Source organism: Breoghania corrubedonensis (assembly GCF_003053845.1).
Lineage (GTDB): Bacteria > Pseudomonadota > Alphaproteobacteria > Rhizobiales > Stappiaceae > Breoghania > Breoghania corrubedonensis.
In genome coordinates this window covers 699,299-715,667 of record NZ_QAYG01000001.1, presented here as the reverse complement: position 1 = coordinate 715,667, position 16,369 = coordinate 699,299, and the positions used below count along the sequence as shown (strand labels likewise).

The window sequence follows — 16,369 nt, the reverse complement described above, 5'->3', positions numbered from 1 at the left end:
GTGGTCGCAATCGAAAAAAGCAAATGGAAGAACCGCGAACAGAGGGTCGCTGATCCGGATCTGATCCGCGAGATATTGCGTTCCGCCGTCATGACGCCGGGCGATTACGCGCCCTATCTCGACCAGTTGGAGGCGCGCGGAACGACGTTGCCGCAATTCCGGGCGATGATCGAGCACAGCTTCATCTTTTTGTCGGGCAAGGAACACAGGGCCCTGCGCCGCCGTGTCGCCTCGTTCTTCTCGCTTGCCGCTGTCGATCGCTGGCGGCCGCGGATCCGCGCCGCGGCCGAGCGCGGCTTTCCGGTGCTTGCGGCGGCGGATGATCCGGATCTCGTGCGTGATTTCGTCGAGCCCGTCTTCGGCGAGGTGATCTCCGAATTTGTGGGGTTCGACGCCAGCGACAGTCAAGATGACAGTCATGTCGACAGGAGCGAACTGGTCCGGTTGATCGGTTGCGCCAACAACGCCACCGAGCCGCTGTTGCCCTTGTCGGAGCTGAAGCGCATCGATACGGCAATGGGAGAGCTTGCGGCCCGCCTCGTGCGTTCTCCCCGTCCCGAAGGGTCGTTGCTGGCTTTCCTGGCGCCCGGCGACGCCCCGCTCGATCCGCTGGGAGCGGATGTCAACATCGCCATCTCCGCCGCGATCGCCGCCTACACGATCGTTCAGACGATGTCGTTCGCCCTGCACGGGCTGTTGCTGCGCCCGCGCGAGGCATGGGACGAGATCGGCGATCTGTCGAGGGCCGATCACACGACAGAACTCGTCGTCTCCCTTTATCTGCCGACACTGACGCTCGGTCGTGTGGCGGAGGAGGATACGCAAGTGCGCGGCTGTCCGTTCGCGGCCGGCCAGACGATCATTCTCGACATGGTCGGCGCCAATGCGGCGCTGCGCGAACGGACGGGCGAGAGGACCGCCCACATGTCGTTTGGCGCGGGCGTTCACAAATGCGTCGGCGAACCGCTGGGCCGTGCCTTCATCGGCGAGGTTCTTCCGCGCCTTGCCAACGCCTTTCCCGGTCTTGCCCTCCACCGTGATCGCATCCGCCCGCACCTGACATCGATCCTGCAATGCCCGACGACGCTTCCCTGCGTGCTGGCGCCGGTCAATGAACGCATCAATGCCCGGATGGTGGAAATCCGCTGCAAGGCGGATGCCCGCGCGATCGTCAATGACGACGTGAACTGGATGCCGCCGCCAATGGCGGAGCATCTGGAAGTCTTGCAGGAAAAGTCCGGCCGCGATCTGGCGACCGCCATCGAGGTGGCGCGCAATGCTCCGTTTTTTCTTGCTGGCGCCCGGCACGAGACATTGCGCCGGATGGTCATGGACAATCTCGGCGGTAACCGGATTTCCGCATGGCACCCGCACTGGGAAGCCGTTGCCGGTGAGGTGAGCGGGCGCCTCGACGGGCAGGCGAAGGTCGATCTCGTCGCCGATTTCACCGAACCGTTGTTCACGGCGTCGGTCAAGCCGGTGCTGGGCATCAAGGTTCGCGATGAGGCGCGTTTCGATGCGCTTGCACCGAAGATACAGGATGTGCTGCATCCCTGGCTGCCAATGCGCGAATTGCTGCGGATCCAGGACGTGATGGCCGCGCTTCTCGATCTCATGGTGTTGCCGGATGCGGGTTCGCAACAGAGCGGAGAGGGACCGGTGCCGCTGCTCCATGCTCTTGTGGCGGACAGACCGGAGGGCTTTGGCGCGGATGAGATCAAGGCGTTGGCACTCGTTCTCTACGGGGCGAGCTTCAATGTGCGCCACACGCTTGCCAACGTGCTCTATCACATCTTGCTGCTGCCGCCCGAAGAGCGGGTCTTCGCACGCGACAAGGGCACGTTCGAGAAACGCCTGGACGGGTTGATCGCCCTGTGCGCGGCGCCAAAATACATCTACCGGGTGGCCCGCAAGCCGGTAAGACTGGGCGAAGAAATGGTTGAGGCGGGAACGACCGCGCGTTTGCAGCTTCTTTCCATCAACCGGCATGAACCAGTCGGTCATCTTGCCTTCGGCCACGGCCTTCACCGCTGCCTGGGCGCTGCCATGTCGCGGCAGATCCTGCGCACCGCCGTTCCGGCGCTTTTTTCCCGTCATCCCGATATTCGACTGGACCCGCAGCGACATCGTTATCTAGAGATGTCCCAGACGGTCGCGCTCGATCGCCTTCCCTGTCTTCTTTCCTGAACTGGCACAGAAAAAGCGAATGACAGAAAACACAAAACGCGGCGAGGTCGCCGCATTCCTGACCCAGCGGCTCGCCGAGATCACCAAGCGGGATCCGTCGATGATCACCGGTTCGTCCGTTTTCGTCGATATGGGTCTGCAATCGATCGATGCGGTTCTTTTGTGCGGCGAGGTGGAGGACAAGTTCGACATCGAGCTCGACCCTGCTTCCATCTTCGAACATGACACGCTCGACAGTTTCCTGGGGCTTATCGACGAACGGATCGCGGCTCAGTGACCACGTGGTATCTCGGACTGTCCACTTCAGGTCATGATCCTGCCCTGGCGATCGCCGATGAAGCCGGGCAGATCCGGTTTGCCGAGGCGACGGAACGCTTCGTTCAGGACAAACGCGCCTGGGGGATAGCGCCCGATCACGTCACGCACCTGGAACATGCGCTGAAAGCTTGCGGTGCGGATCCCGAACGCGATCGTTTCGTGGTCGCGACGAGCTGGAAAGCGGTCAAGGCGTCGCTCGATATCGTCGTCCACGACGCCATGCTGCCAGCCTCCGACACGATCTGGATGCGGGGCCTTCAGGCCGGCCTTCAGGCGAGCGCAGGCGCCAATCTGCTGCGTCTCGGCGTGGAGGATGGGCGACGGGAAACGCTCCACTTCGACCATCATCACTGCCATGCCGCCGCAACGGCCTATTTCGCGCCTGTTGATGATGCGGTCTGCCTCGTGCTCGATGGCGAGGGGGAGGTGGGCGCGGCCTCGCTGTTCTCCATGTCATCGCGCGAACTGAAGCGCAAATGGCGTGGCTGGGGCCCCGGCAGTCTGGGAACCTTCTATGCCTGGCTGACCTTTCATTGCGGCTTCGACTGGCGGCTTGGCGAGGAATGGAAGGTCATGGGGCTTGCCGCCTATGGTTCGATTCTGCCCGAGCTGCAAGGCGAGATGACCCGGCTTCTCTTGGTCGATCACGGGCGCCTGAAGTTTGCGGACAACGAAACGATTGCCGCGATCGATGCGCTGACGCGGGCCCACGCACGCATGCCTGCAGAGCCGATCATGAAGGCTGCCGATCTTGCCGCGACGGGGCAGGCGGTATACGCCGCGCTCGCCGACCGCGTGATCGCGGATGTGCGCGAAGATGGCGTGCCCGACCTTTTGCTGACGGGCGGCTGCGCACTCAATTCCTCCTATAACGGCACGATCGCGGGCCGGCTCGGCTTCGAGCGCGTGCATATCGCGCCGTGTCCGGCCGACGACGGCAACGCCATCGGTGCCGCGCTGCTCGCCTTCATGCAGGATCGTGGTGTGGCGGGCGTACCCGCAAGTCCCGACGCCTCGCCCTTTCTGGGGACAGTTCCCGACAGGGCGATCGAACGCAAGATGGCGCATGCCGCAAACGGCCTGTCGGTCACGGATGTTTCGGGCCGCTCTGCGGCCGCGGTCGCCGGCCGGCTCGCCGAGGGGCGGGTGATCGGCGTCATGCGCGGGCCGGCGGAATTCGGGCCCCGCGCGCTCGGCCATCGCTCCATCCTCGCCGATCCGACGCGGCCCGAGATCAAGGATCGCATCAACGCCGAGATCAAGGGGCGCGAGCCCTATCGCCCGCTCGCCCCCGTCGTGCTGGAAGCGGAGGTCGGCGACTGGTTCGAACGTCCGCAACCCTCGCCCTACATGTCGATCACGCTGCCCTGGCGCTCCACCGTGCAGGTGCGGGTGCCCTCTGTCGTTCATGCAGACGGCACGGGACGGTTGCAGACGGTCTCGCCGGACAGTCAGCCGTGGATGAGCGCGCTTCTCGATTCCTTGCGCCAGACGACCGGCGTGCCCGTCGCTCTCAATACGAGCCTGAATGTCATGGGCAAGCCGATCGCGCATTCGGTGGAAGATGCGCTGGCCATCCTCGCGACCACCGGCCTCGATGGCGTGCTTTGCGAAGACTACCTGGTCGAGAAACCGTGAGCGCTGGTATTACGCGGCGAGCGCTTCCTCGCGCCTGATGCTTTCCAGCCGATGGTCGCTGTAACCACGCTCGAACGGCGGCGCGGCCATCTCGCCCCATGTCATGTCAAACATTCCGGTCTTCGTCAGGTTGGACAGAATGGCGAGGTAACGGAACAGGATCTCGCTGATAGCCCAGCCGTTTTCCGGTCGTGTGCGGGCGAGTTCGAGAGTGCGGTCGATCAGCGCCCGCACATCCCAGTCCATCATCATCGCTTCCTTCAGCAGCGCCGATGTCATGCGCGCGACCGCGGGGCGCGGCGCGCGCTTCTGCTTCAGTCCGCGCGCGATCCAGGGCGGTGGGGCCAGCATGTCGGCCAACCGCTCCACGCGGAAGAAGAAGTTGTCCGGATGGTAGAGGCTGCTTATCAGCCACCGCAAGCCGATATAAAGCTCCGCACGCGACATCTGTGCCGGCTGGAAGTTCGAAGTGAAATGGCAGGGACCGAAGGAATCGTCGTTGATGAGGCGGCCGGCGGCGCGCATGTCGTCGAACAGCGGCGTGCTGATCGGGGCGACGAGCGGGCTGATGCGCGGCGTTCCGATCGGCAGGGCCATGGCGAACCTGAACTGACGTTCGAAGGCGGAGAGGTTGTCGCTGTCGAAGCCGACGATGAAGGCCGCTTCGACGCGTACGCCGGCCTTGATGGAGGTCTCGCACTGGCGGATGAGATCGAATCCCTTGTTCGGCCGCTTGTCGCACTCGTCGAGCGCTGCGGGATCGTCCGATTCGATACCCATGTAGGCCGTCAGAAGGCCCGCACGATAGCAGGCTGACAGCATGCTCTCGTGCTTCGTCATGTTGACGGAAAGCTGGGTCTGGAAGGTCACGAAGTCGCGTCCCTCGGCCCCGTTCCACTCCTCGATCGCCGCGAGGATCTCGGTTGATTTCTTGCGGTTGGCCGAGAAGTTGTCGTCGGTGATCATGATGGAGGCGAAGCCCAGGTCATAGAGCTGGCGAATCTCGTCCATGACCTGGCCGACCGACTTGTAGCGCTGACGATTGCCCAGATACTGGATCACATCGCAGAAATTACAGGTGAAGGGGCAGCCGCGGCTCGTCTGGACGATGCCGGTGGCGAGCCTGTCGGTGGGATAGAGGTCCCAGCGCGGCGCGGGCGAGGCCGTCAAATCGATGCCCGGCCCGTTGTAGTGCGGCTTCAAGGTGCCTGTGGCCATGTCCGCGAAGAAACGATCCGCGACGGCCTCCAGCTCGCCGGTGAACATACAGTCGCAATGATCGCGGAAGACCTCCGGCGCGAGCGTGACATGCGGCCCGCCCATCACGACAGGCTTGCCGCGCGAACGGAATTCGTCAGCGATCCAAAGCGCGCGTTTCGCCTGGCCGACATTCGCGGTGACGCCGATGAAATCGGCGTCGCTATCGAAGTCGAGCGGCTGCGTAACCTCGTTGCACAGCTCCACGTCGATGCCTGCCGGAGCCATGGCCGCGATCGTCGCGATGGCGGTGGAAGGGTTCATCTCGTAGCCGCCGATCGAGGCGTCGAACGCATTCAGTGGACTGACCTGCTCGTTGTCGGTTTCATAGCGGGGTGCAACGAGAAGGAACTTCACTTGGCATCTCCGTCTGGTGACTGAGGAACGACGCGGCAGACCATCTTCACGTTCTTCTTTGGGGAATGTGGGGCACTCAACGTCTGTTGAGTATGCCCACACCGCTTGCCCAGTTTTTTATGTGGTCTATCCAGCGTGCAGGGTTCCTGTCCGCAGGGTCAAGTCTTTTCATGGATTCTTCCGCATGCCGGATGGCGGCCGGGCCAAGGCCTTTCAGCAGGAAATAGCGCCACACAGGAAGGCGGAGCGATTGGTTCTCCGGACCTGATGCCAACAACGCCTCCACGCGGTCGAGATAGCTTTGCGCCCAGCGCGCGCACCATACATCTTCCGCTTCGCCCGGCTCCGCCATCGGCAAGCGCTCGATGTCGATGTGGATTTTTCCTTCGCGCCAGACCGGTTGCACCCAGAAGCTGGGTATCCGCATCGCACGGCTGATCTTGGGAAACGTGTCCAGGATGGGGTAGGGCTGGCCGAAAAGCGTCCCAACCGCCATCGTGCTGGGATCGTGCATCTTGACAATGCTGACGGGCAGGTCCGGCAGCGAATAGATGCTGTTGCCTTGCCTGAGGTTCCGGACGATCTCGACCGCGGTGTCGTTCTTGTGGCCCGCAAAGCGGATCGTATTGGCCTTGATGGAGTGGATCCAGTCCTTCTGGAACGGCTGGACGAAATAGCGGATGGTTTCAAACCGCTCCAGCATCAACGAGAGCATCGCCGGGCCGGAATGGCTCGTCACGATGAGCGTCGGCAGCCTGTTTCGCATCCGCTCCCCGAGTTCTGCGTAGTCCGTGTCGTGCAGCACCTCGCGGGGCGGGGCCCCGAAGCGTGGCTTCTGTCTGATCGCTTCGTAGACGTGGTCGGCGGCAAGCGCGACACGGCGCCAGTCGTCAAAGCTCTCTTTCGCGTCGCTGCGCATCATCCAGGCGATCCACAAGGACGGAATGAGGACATCGCCGGCCAATGCCGTTTCGTCGTTGAAATCGAGCAATCTCGCGAGCGTCTTGCCGGGTATTGTCGCGATATCCGGTTCCTGCGTGACGCGTTCGCGATCCGGTTCCGCGAAAGTCGAATCTCCGGTCATGAGCTGCCTCTGAAATCCGATCCTTTCGCTATTTCTAAAGTGGCGTGGCGGGTATTTCAGAAGGTCGGCCGCGCGATCGTTTCTGCCTGCCATGAGCAGGTTCTTGACGAGCTCGACATAGTCGGTTTCGGTCATTGCGGCGGGGTTTGCCGCGCGTGCGATATTGATTTCGAAATACTGCTCGATCTTGCCTTGCAGCAGGAGAAGTGCGTTCCGCAGCCGTGCGGCGGGTGCATCCAGAGGGTTGTTTTCCAGAACCCGCGCGACCGCCGCACCCGCTTCGTCGAACCTTGCAAGCTCGAAGGCCGCTCGGGCCCTGAGCAATGTGAGTTCGAGCAACCTCGGCTGTTCCTTTTCAAGGCTGGTAACCAGCGGATGAAGCTTTTTCCAGTCGCCGGCGGCGGCGAGCATCCTCGCTCTCAGCATCGAGATCGTGAAGGGCGGGAGGGACGCCGCCTTGCGATCGAGCAGCCCCTCGAGCCGGCCAAAGATCGATTGCACCGTATCGCGCTCGGTGATCGCGCTTCGCGCGACGGCAAGCGCCGCGTTGAATTCGATTGTGGGAACGCTCGCATCCCCGGCCGCTTCGATATGCGACGTCGCCGCACCTTCGAAGTCTTCGTCCCTAAGCGCGATCTTGGCCAGAAGCTGACGCAACGCCGGTTTGTCGCGCATGCCTGGCGGCATCTCTTCCAAGAGCCGGTCCGCGGTTTCGCGGTCATTCATTTCCAGGCACAGGTCGAGCAATGTCGTGAGAGGCGTTGGGGCATCGGGAAGGACACCAACCGCTGTCTCGGCGAATATCCGCGCCTGCGTGAGGTCTCCCTCCATTCTCAGGGTCCTGATCAGGTCAAGTGCGATCCTGGCTGTCTGGTCTCCGCGATCCCATAGCGCCTGAAGGGCCGACCTTGCCGTATCGATCCGGCCGAGCGCGAGCGCGCTCTCGATCCGGGCGAGCTGCAACTGCGGCGTGTCGCTGGCGATGGACCTGAGCAGCCGGTCACTTTCGACAAGCCAACCGGCCTGCCGCAGAAGCGTTGCCTTCTTGAGCAACAAGGCGTCGTTTGCGGGAAGCGCCGCCAAGGCGTCATCTGCGGATGTCAACGCATCGTCCAGTTGGAGAACGTGGGCCTGCGTATCGATGCGGTGAAGCCAGGCCGCCAGATTGCGGGGCTGCTTGTTCAGTATGCGCGTTGTCAGAGCGAGGCTCGCCGCGCAGTCCCCTTCGCCGAGCAGGGCGCGGGCCCGCTCCAGTTCGACCCTGTCACGCTGCGGATCGTCCGGCTCCAGCCGCTCAAGCAATGCCGCAAGGCTCCGGGAGCTTTCATCGAATCGGCCGATTTGCTGCAGCAATCTTCCCCGTCTCAGCTGAAGCCCGATATCCCTCGCAAAAGTGTCACCGGCATTGTCGATCGCGGCAAGGGCCCCCTTGAGCCTGTGAAAATGCAGGAGGGTGTCAATTCGAGCGCGCAGCGCATTCCTGTGCGTCGGGTGGAGTGCCAGCGCCTGTTCGCAGACCGCGAGACTTGCGTCCTCATCGCCCGCGTCCCTCAGTGAAATGGCAAGTTCGACCAGCAACGCGAGGTTTTCAGGCGCGCGGGCGCGCAACGCGTCGAGATGCCGGACGCTTTGCTCGCTGCGTCCCGTTCTTCGAAGCGCCGCACCTTTCTTGATAAGGAACTGCGTGTCTTCCGGCCGCTTTTCCAGCGCGTCTTGTGCCGCCTGCAGCGCCGCTTCCGTTCTTCCGTGCTGAAGATTGGTTTCGATACAGGCAAGCAACGAAGGCCGGTGGTCGGGATCGATTTTCAAAGCGGCCCGGTTCAGCGCCAGGCTCTCGTCACACTGACCGGCAAGGCGCAGGGAAATCGACAGCTCGTACATCGCGGCTATCGCATCTGGAAACTTGTCGCGTGCCATGGACAGAAGATGAACGCTCTCCGCGATTCTGCCCTCTTCTCGATGGGCCACACCTTCGGACAGAACCTCCTCTAGGCAAGTGCCGCCGGACGCTGGTTCTGAAGCAGGACTGTCAGGTAAAGTCTGGTTTTCTGAGTTCATTACGGGTGCTGAGTGATCAACGTTTCTCGCAATACAGGTTCGCCAATGAGTGCGGAGGTTCCGAAAACGATGCAATGCGGTTTTGGCCCTGAGAGCATTTCGCTTTGCTCCTTAGGGCACCATAACGAAAGGGAATTATCACGACATTCGTAAATGAAAATAGTCACGTGCAGGATAGTTCATGTCGGAGCGTGTGGCGAGGGCTATAGGGTCATAGTGTATGAAGGATATGTTATCGCGGATCTTGGCCTCTGGAGCGTGTTTATTCTAGTTAAATTCGAGTATAAAAATTTATATACATTATTATTTTTAATAAAACTGACGGAAATTCCGTAGATATTGCATATTCGGGCATGGATGTGCCTATATAGAAAGTAAAGACATTTCTTTTGATGGTGGGGCGCAAGCTGAATGCGCGGGCCTCATCCGCAAGCGATGTGCGCCTCTTGGCTCATGGCGGTAACTGCGCGGCGACACGGCCATATCGCCGCGCAGGCGTAAACTGGAAATCGGGCTTTCAGTTCGCGCTGGTGCGGGCGCTCTTCAGGAAGAGCCCCCGGCCGTCCTCGGTTGTGACCTCGTCGTCTTCCATCACCACGCGGCCGCGGGCGATCGTCTTCACCGGCCAGCCGGTCACCTCGATTCCCTCATAGGGCGTGTAGTCGATCGTGTGCTGCATCCGCGCATTGGTGATCGATACCTTGCGTTCCCGATCCCACAGCACGAGGTCGGCGTCGGCACCCGGTGCGATCGTGCCCTTGCGCGGATGAAGACCGAAGCGCTTGGCCGGGTTGGTGGCCGTCAGGCGGACAAAGGTCGGAAGATCGATCTCGCCTTTCACGACACCCTCACTGAAGATCAGCGGCAGCCGGGCGGCAAGGCCGGGGATGCCGTTCGGTATCCTGGTGAAGTCGACATCCGGGCCGTTCAGCCATTTGCCCTTGTCGCCGGCAAAGCTGTAGCCGCAATGATCCGACGACAGAACGTCGAGAACGCCCCGTCGGATCATCGCCCACAGGCCGGCATGATCGGCCGCCTCGCGCGGGCTCGGGCTGCACATGTACTTCGCGCCTTCCTTGCCCGGACGATCCATGTCGGAGCCGGAAAGAACGAGATATTGCGGACAGGTCTCCGCCGTCACCTTGACGCCACGGGCCTGGGCGCGGGCGATCTCTTCGGCCACCTCGGCACAGGAGACATGGAAGATATGGATCGGTGTGTCGACCAGCTCCGCGAGGGCGATGGCGCGGTAGGTCGCTTCGCGTTCCACCACCTTCGGGCGCGACCAGGCATGGGCGGCGGGCTGGGTCTTGCCATCCTTCAGAAGCTGCTCGGAACGCCAGCGGATCGCCTCGTAATTCTCACAGTGCACACAGACGACGGCGCCCGCGCGCTTCGCCGCCTCCAGCACCGATATGTATTGTCCGTCATCGACATGCAGCGGATCGTAGGTGAGAAACACCTTGAAGCTGCCGACGCCACCGGCCGCGATCGCGGGCAGTTCGTTAAAGACAACGGCTTCACTCGGATCAGTGACCATCTGGTGCAGCGAATAGTCGATCGGCGACTTTTGAGCGCGCGCGCGATAGTCCGGCAGATGCGCGCCGATCGGCTCGCCCTTGAACTGCGGGGCGAACGGAATGACGGTCGTGGTGCCGCCGGCAAACGCGGAGCGTGCCGCCGTGCCGAAGCTTTCCTCGTGGATGGAACCGTCCGGCTCGAGCTGTTCGATGTGGCAATGGCTGTCGACACCGCCGGGCATGACGAGAAGACCCGATGCATCAATGGTTCGCGCGCCTGTGAGATTCGTACCGATCGCCGCGATTTGCTCGCCGTTGATCCCCACGTCGCAGGCAATGACGTCGACGCCGGTGACAACGGTGCCGCCCTTGATGAGCAGATCGTATTCACTCATTTCACGCTTCTCCGTTTCGGGCCGCCCGGATCGCGGCCGCTGACGATATCGAGGGTTTCCGCCGCCACGTTGCGAAGGTGGGTGACCATCGCCGCCCGGGCGCGGCGGGCGTCGCCCTTTTCGAATGCCTCCAGAATGGCGAGGTGTTCTGTCGCGTCGGCCGAAACGCGGCCGGCGGCGCTCGACAGTTCGAACAGCCGCGTCGAGATGCGCAGGTTGGTGAGCACCCGGATCATGACCGCATTGCCGAGGGCCGCGGGGAAAAGCATATGGAGGCGGTCGTCAAGCTCCCAGTGAGCTGTTTCCTGCGCATCGCGCTGCCCCAGACGGATGATTTCCGCGCGCAGGTCCTCGATGTCCTCGGCCGCGACCTTGCCGATCGCCAGCTCGACCGCTTCCGCCTCGATCAGTTCGCGCAGCTTCAGGGCTTGGAAGAACTCCACCGGCTGGACCTTCCTGACCGCGAAGGATCGAGAGCCCTGCTTGACCAGCAGTCCTTCCGCCGCAAGCCGCAGGATCGCCTCGCGCATCGGGGTGCGCGAAATGTCCAGCTGCTTGGCGAGTCGTCCTTCCACCACGGAGCTGCCGCCGGGCAGCGCCTTGGTCAGGATCAGCTGTGCGAGCTGCTCGTAGGCACGTTCCGCCAGAGAACTCTCCGGCTGCAGGTCGAAAGCTTGAAGGCCTCCCGCCCCCTCTGGCGTTCCCGTCTCCACGGTCACGATACCGCCGGTAACAGGCCGGCTCCGTCCAGAGCATTGCGCAACATGTTCATTTCCTCCTCTTTCAAGGCCGTGATCGGCGGACGGGCGGCCCCGTTCTTCCACCGGCCGAGCAATTCCATCGCCATCTTCAAACGCGCCGTCGCGTGTCCCGAGGGTGCCAGGCCGTAGATAGCGTTGGCGAGTGGCTGGATACGGCGGTGGATCTCGATGGCCGTCTTCAGATCTGATGTCTGCACGGCCCTGTCGAGCGCGACGATGTCGGCCGGCATGATGGCGGCGAGACTGACAATACTGCCAGTGCTACCCTGTACGAAGCAGGACAGCAAATGCTCGTCTCCCGATGCCATGACCTCCACATGCGGAGCCAGTTCCGCCACGAGGCGGCGGTTGCGCTCATACGTGTTGCTCTCCCAGCTTCCCTCCTTGATGCCGACCACGCCGGGCAGCACGGCAAGACTTGCCAGAACCTCGGGCGTGTAGGCGAGTTTGGAGGAAACGCCGGCCTGATAGATCATCAGCGGCAGGCCCGAGGCCTTCGCGATCGTGTCGTGGTGGGTCACGGCCATGCTGTCGTCCTGCGACAGTGCCCAGGAGAAAGGCGGAAAGACCAGCGCGACATCCGCGCCCGCCTGTGCCGCATCGCCCGCCTGTGCGGCCGCCTCCTGTGTCGCTTCGGCGAGGATGCCGCAAACGATGATATGCGTCGCGCCTATGGTTTCAGCCGCGATTTCCGTAACCCTGCGCCGTTCCTCGCGGCTCAGCAGGAAGCATTCGCCAGCGTGACCGTTGCACAGGACACCGACGATGCCCGGTTCGGCCGTCACGCTCAGAAAATGCGCGCGCAACGCGTCTTCATCGATCTGTCCGTCGGAAAGAAACGGCGTCAGCGTGGCGGCGTAGATGCCGCGATAGGGATGTTCTCCTGCGGGGGTCACGCGCTCAACTCCATGTTCTTGTCTTTTTGAATAAGGCGGGCCGGGCCGAACAGCGGCATCTCCGGTTCGCGGCCGAGTATCCGGTCGGCGAGGAGCCGGCCCATGTAGGGCGCGCTGGTGTAGCCGGAATGGACGCAGCCGATCACATAGGCTTCCTCGTGGCCCGGGATCTCGCCGATCATCGGCAGCGCATCCGCCGTTTCCGATTCCAGCCCCAGCCAGACGCGATTGACCCGGGTCTCGCCGAGCGCGGGAATGGCGTGACGGGCAAGCTGGATGTTGCCGATCAGGTTCTTCGGGATCGTCTCCACCCCGCCGCGCACCCGGTCGCCGTTGCCCTGCCAGCCGCCGCCGATCAGCACCGTTCCGTTTTCGAACTGCTTGAGCGAGAGGAGCCCGTTGGCGATGCCGACCACCGAGCGCATGACCGGTCGCATGCGCTCGGTCACAACCAGCTGGTTGATCAGCGTCTTGACCGGAACCTTCAGGCCGAGCCAGGCAAGCATGGGTTCAAGCCAGACACCGCCCGCGAGAACCAGCCGTTTCGCTCTGACGGGGGCGCCGCCGTCGATACGGATGACGTGGAGGCCATCCTCTCGGTCGAGCGCTGTCACGGGGCTGTTTTCCATGATCATCGCCCCGGTCGCCAGAAGGGCGCGCCGGTAGGCTCGGCCGGTCATGTAGGCGGTGACATGGCCGTCGAGTTCGCAGAAGGCCGCGGCGATCATCGACGGGTTCAGTCCCGGATCGATTTCGCAGGCGCGCTTCGGCGTTACGAGTTCGATGGGTGCGCCCATGGCTGCACGAGCTTCGGCGCGCTTTTCGACCATCTCCAGCTCTTCACGCGTGAAGGCGAGCGAAAAGCCGGGGGCGGAGCGCGCGCCGACGTCCATACCCAGCCAGTTGGGGGCATTGAGCCAGAGCTCGCGTCCTTTCATGGCGTAGGGAACGAGCGCCGCCCGCGTCATGTGCAGCGTCAGCGTGCCGGCATTGACGCCGGAGGCCTCGCGGCAGATCTCGCCACGATCGATGAGCGCCACTCGCATGCCGCTGCGCGCCAGATGCAGGGCGACCGTGGCGCCCATGGCGCCCGCGCCGATGATTGCAGCATCAAGGGGAAGAGACTTCGACATGCGGTTCACAAGGTCTGGTTCGAGGCTTGGGCGGTCACCGGAGGGGTCATAGCGGGGCCGGGGGCGGGAGTTCGAGATCGTCGTAGTCGATGTCGCCGGCAAGAACGCCGAGCGGTAATGGACGCAGCGGGGAGCGGCCGGTCATGGGGGCGGGCGGTGCCTCCTGGCCAAGTGCTGCGGCAGCCAGCGCAGAGGCGATGTCGCCGCAGGTGCGCCCCTGGCAGGGGCCCATGCCGCAACGCGTCCAGGCCTTGACCTGATTGGGCGAGGTTGCCCCGTCTGCCACGGCCGCATCGAGCTCCGCCCGGGTAACGTCTTCGCACCGGCAGACCACCGCATCGGCGGCAATGGCCGCGATCTGGCCTGAACGCGGTGCCATCAGCCGCGCCATCGCCTGTCCGAAACGCCGGGCCTTTTTCGCGCCGGTCGATAGCGTCCGCTTTTGCGCGCGGTAATTATCTGCGGAAAGCCGATCGGCATCGAAGGCGATGCTGAGGCCGACACGCCGTCCGTCGATCGCGGCGGCGGCCGCGCCACTGATGCCCGCTCCGTCGCCCACGACGAAGAGGCCGGGCAGGGACGTCCGGAAATCCTCGTCGAGCTGAGGCACCCAGGCCTTCTGGACCGTGTCGTAGACATGTTCGGCACGCAGCAGGCGCGTGACCTCGCTCGCGGGCGCCAGGCCATTGCCGACGGCGACCGCATCGACCACGAATTCGCGAACAGTGCCCGCAACCGGTGCGCCGGTGGCATACACGGGACCGACGAAAGCGCGCAGCTTGCCCGCTTCGGCCTGCTCGATCCGGCGGATCGCCTGGCGATAGCGCATCGGGACGCCGGCAAGGGTGAGGCGCGAGGTCCAGCCGATGCCGCGCGCCAGAAGGTCGGGCCGCGAAATGGTCGCGGGAACGGTCGCCAGCCATTCACGCCGCGAGGCGAGGTCGATGACGCCGGCGACCTCGCCTCCAGCTTTTCGAAGGGTTGTGGCAACGGCGAGAAGGAGAGGCCCGGCACCCGCGACCAGCGTTTGCCGGCCGGGCAGCACTTTCTGCGATTTCAGCATCACGGTCGCACCGGCGAGACCGATGACGCCCGGCAAGGTCCAGCCGGGGAAGGGAACGACCCGCTCGCGCGCGCCGTTCGCGATGACGACGATGGGAGCCTCTTCGCTCGATGGCCCGTCGGGGCCGAGCAGATCGGCGCGATAACCGGGCGCAATCGACCACAACAGCGTGTCGAAGCGGCACCGCACGGAGCTGTCCGCCAGACGCTTGCGCAGATCGTCGCCTATTTCCGCCTCGGGTTCGCGTGGGCCTTGGGTGCGAAACCCCTTCGGCGTGGCGCGATAGACCTGGCCGCCGGCATCCGGCGCCTCGTCGATCAGCACCACGTCGAGCCCATGGCGGGCGCATTCCATGGCGGCTTCCGCACCGGCGGGCCCCGCGCCCACGACGATCACGTCACAGGTGGCTGCCATCAGATCGTCCCCGATGTCACGACGAGCCCTTCATGGACGGGAGTGCGGCAGGCTGGCCGTCGGACGCCATCGACGACCACGACGCATTCCTGACAGCTTCCCATCCAGCAGAACGTGCCTCGCGGGTCATTCGAACCCGGCGCGCTGCGCAGGATGCGGATGCCGCTAGCCAAGGCTGCGGCCGCAATGCTTTCCCCGCAAAACGCTTCCACCAGTTCCCCGTCGAAGGTGAATCGGACGCGCCCTCCCCGTTGCACGCCGGGCATGCGGAGGTCGCTGGAACCGCGCGAATTCGAGGGTTCAGATGAAATTTCGTCTCGGTCTGACGATTGACAATTGCTCACTTGGATGGTTCTTTTGTCTACGAACGGTATACGAAACGTACACCGTTGAAAGCCGACAGGCAAGCTCGGTCACGCGCTTTCCAAGGCGCGAGGGAACAGAAATCAAGGACGCGAAAATGAACCTTCTCAAGTCTCTGTGTACGGTCGCGGGCGTGGCGCTGATGGCGTTTTCCGCTCAATCGGCAACTGCGAAGTCGCTGGACGATATCCTCTCCGGCGGCACGATCACGGTCGGCATCAACCCGAATCTGCCGCCGCTCGGCCAATACAACGACAAGAATGAAATCGAGGGATTCGACGTCGACGTGGCGCACAAGCTGGGCGAGCTTCTCGGCGTCGACGTGAAGTTCGTGGAGGTCACCTCGGCCGACCGTGTGCCGTTTCTGGCGACCGGCAAGGCGGACATCGTTCTGGGAGCCCTGACGCGCACTCCGGCGCGCGCCAAGGTCATCGACTTCACGCTGCCGATCCAGACCGAGGCACTCAGCGCACTGACGCTTGCCGACAAGCCCTTCAAGTCGCTGGCGGATCTCAATTCGGCGGATGTGAAGCTGATCGAGGTGCGTGGCACCACTCCGGTCGAATTCGTCAAGACGCACCTGCCCGACGCGAAGGTGATGCTGTTCGACAACTATCCCGATGCTGTGAAGGCGCTGTTCCAGGGTCGGGGTGACGCGATCGTCGATGTGGTCGACTATATCGGCAAGTACACCGCCAACTACGACAAGAAGACCAAGGTTCTGTCCGACCCCAGCGCCAGCGTCGACTACGACTGCATCGGCATCGCGCAGGGCAATACGGCGCTGAAGTCCTGGCTGAACACAGCCATCTACAGCCTGCAGACGAGCGGCTTCATGGACGAGAGCTACAAGAAGTGGTTCGGCATGGACATGGTCTACAAGATCCCGGCCCAGCCCTACTTCTGAGCGCAAGGCGCATCAATC

General features: G+C 63.3%; 12 protein-coding genes. 4 read left to right on the top strand and 8 right to left on the bottom strand.

What is annotated here, in order from left to right; genetic code table 11:
• The 3 genes from C8N35_RS03125 to C8N35_RS03115 are packed head-to-tail and all read left to right on the top strand — an operon-like array spanning window position 1 to window position 4,143.
• Window positions 1-2,187: a cytochrome P450 gene (locus tag C8N35_RS03125; RefSeq protein ID WP_107988139.1), complete on the top strand. Its 2,187-nt coding sequence runs from the start codon at window positions 1-3 to the stop codon at window positions 2,185-2,187.
• Between the two features lie 19 nt (window positions 2,188-2,206).
• Entirely contained in the window at window positions 2,207-2,464 is a 258-nt protein-coding gene (locus C8N35_RS03120) for an acyl carrier protein (RefSeq protein ID WP_107988138.1), read from the top strand.
• The gene (locus tag C8N35_RS03115; protein ID WP_107988137.1) at window positions 2,461-4,143 is read left to right on the top strand and encodes a carbamoyltransferase family protein; all 1,683 of its coding nucleotides are present in this window, start codon (window positions 2,461-2,463) and stop codon (window positions 4,141-4,143) included. Before C8N35_RS03120 ends, C8N35_RS03115 begins: the two co-directional genes overlap by 4 nt.
• A gap of 9 nt (window positions 4,144-4,152) precedes the next feature.
• Here the strand turns inward: C8N35_RS03115 and C8N35_RS03110 are convergent, their stop codons facing one another.
• The 8 genes from C8N35_RS03110 to C8N35_RS24465 all read right to left on the bottom strand — a co-directional run bounded on the left by C8N35_RS03110 (window position 4,153) and on the right by C8N35_RS24465 (window position 15,347).
• Window positions 4,153-5,757 (bottom strand): B12-binding domain-containing radical SAM protein, encoded by a 1,605-nt coding sequence (locus tag C8N35_RS03110; RefSeq protein ID WP_107988136.1) that lies wholly within the window; start codon window positions 5,755-5,757, stop codon window positions 4,153-4,155.
• 76 nt (window positions 5,758-5,833) lie between these two features.
• Window positions 5,834-8,809, bottom strand: a complete 2,976-nt coding sequence (locus tag C8N35_RS03105) for a tetratricopeptide repeat protein (protein ID WP_170122005.1) — start codon at window positions 8,807-8,809, stop codon at window positions 5,834-5,836.
• A 607-nt stretch (window positions 8,810-9,416) separates the two neighbouring features.
• Window positions 9,417-10,814 (bottom strand): dihydropyrimidinase, encoded by a 1,398-nt coding sequence (gene hydA, locus C8N35_RS03100; protein ID WP_107988134.1) that lies wholly within the window; start codon window positions 10,812-10,814, stop codon window positions 9,417-9,419.
• Window positions 10,811-11,533: a GntR family transcriptional regulator gene (locus tag C8N35_RS03095; RefSeq protein WP_245926639.1), complete on the bottom strand. Its 723-nt coding sequence runs from the start codon at window positions 11,531-11,533 to the stop codon at window positions 10,811-10,813. Before C8N35_RS03095 ends, hydA begins: the two co-directional genes overlap by 4 nt.
• Window positions 11,530-12,471: a dihydrodipicolinate synthase family protein gene (locus tag C8N35_RS03090; RefSeq protein WP_107988133.1), complete on the bottom strand. Its 942-nt coding sequence runs from the start codon at window positions 12,469-12,471 to the stop codon at window positions 11,530-11,532. Before C8N35_RS03090 ends, C8N35_RS03095 begins: the two co-directional genes overlap by 4 nt.
• Complete coding sequence (locus C8N35_RS03085; protein WP_107988132.1) at window positions 12,468-13,604, bottom strand: NAD(P)/FAD-dependent oxidoreductase; 1,137 nt, start codon at window positions 13,602-13,604, stop codon at window positions 12,468-12,470. Before C8N35_RS03085 ends, C8N35_RS03090 begins: the two co-directional genes overlap by 4 nt.
• A 46-nt stretch (window positions 13,605-13,650) precedes the next feature.
• Window positions 13,651-15,081, bottom strand: coding sequence for an NAD(P)/FAD-dependent oxidoreductase (locus tag C8N35_RS03080; RefSeq protein ID WP_107988131.1), 1,431 nt, complete (start codon window positions 15,079-15,081; stop codon window positions 13,651-13,653).
• Window positions 15,081-15,347 (bottom strand): (2Fe-2S)-binding protein, encoded by a 267-nt coding sequence (locus tag C8N35_RS24465; protein ID WP_107988130.1) that lies wholly within the window; start codon window positions 15,345-15,347, stop codon window positions 15,081-15,083. Before C8N35_RS24465 ends, C8N35_RS03080 begins: the two co-directional genes overlap by 1 nt.
• 194 nt (window positions 15,348-15,541) lie before the next feature.
• Between C8N35_RS24465 and C8N35_RS03070 the strand changes: the two genes are divergently transcribed.
• Entirely contained in the window at window positions 15,542-16,351 is an 810-nt protein-coding gene (locus tag C8N35_RS03070) for a transporter substrate-binding domain-containing protein (RefSeq protein WP_107988129.1), read from the top strand.
• Window positions 16,352-16,369: the final 18 nt, after the last annotated feature.

Excerpts from the sequence above, each read along its gene's own strand:
- C8N35_RS03120 (WP_107988138.1), top strand. The coding sequence starts at position 2,207 with ATGACAGAAAACACAAAACGCGGCGAGGTCGCCGCATTCCTGACCCAG.
- hydA (WP_107988134.1), bottom strand. The coding sequence starts at position 10,814 with ATGAGTGAATACGATCTGCTCATCAAGGGCGGCACCGTTGTCACCGGC.
- C8N35_RS03085 (WP_107988132.1), bottom strand. The coding sequence starts at position 13,604 with ATGTCGAAGTCTCTTCCCCTTGATGCTGCAATCATCGGCGCGGGCGCC.
- C8N35_RS03080 (WP_107988131.1), bottom strand. The coding sequence starts at position 15,081 with ATGGCAGCCACCTGTGACGTGATCGTCGTGGGCGCGGGGCCCGCCGGT.
- C8N35_RS24465 (WP_107988130.1), bottom strand. The coding sequence starts at position 15,347 with ATGCCCGGCGTGCAACGGGGAGGGCGCGTCCGATTCACCTTCGACGGG.
- C8N35_RS03070 (WP_107988129.1), top strand. The coding sequence starts at position 15,542 with ATGAACCTTCTCAAGTCTCTGTGTACGGTCGCGGGCGTGGCGCTGATG.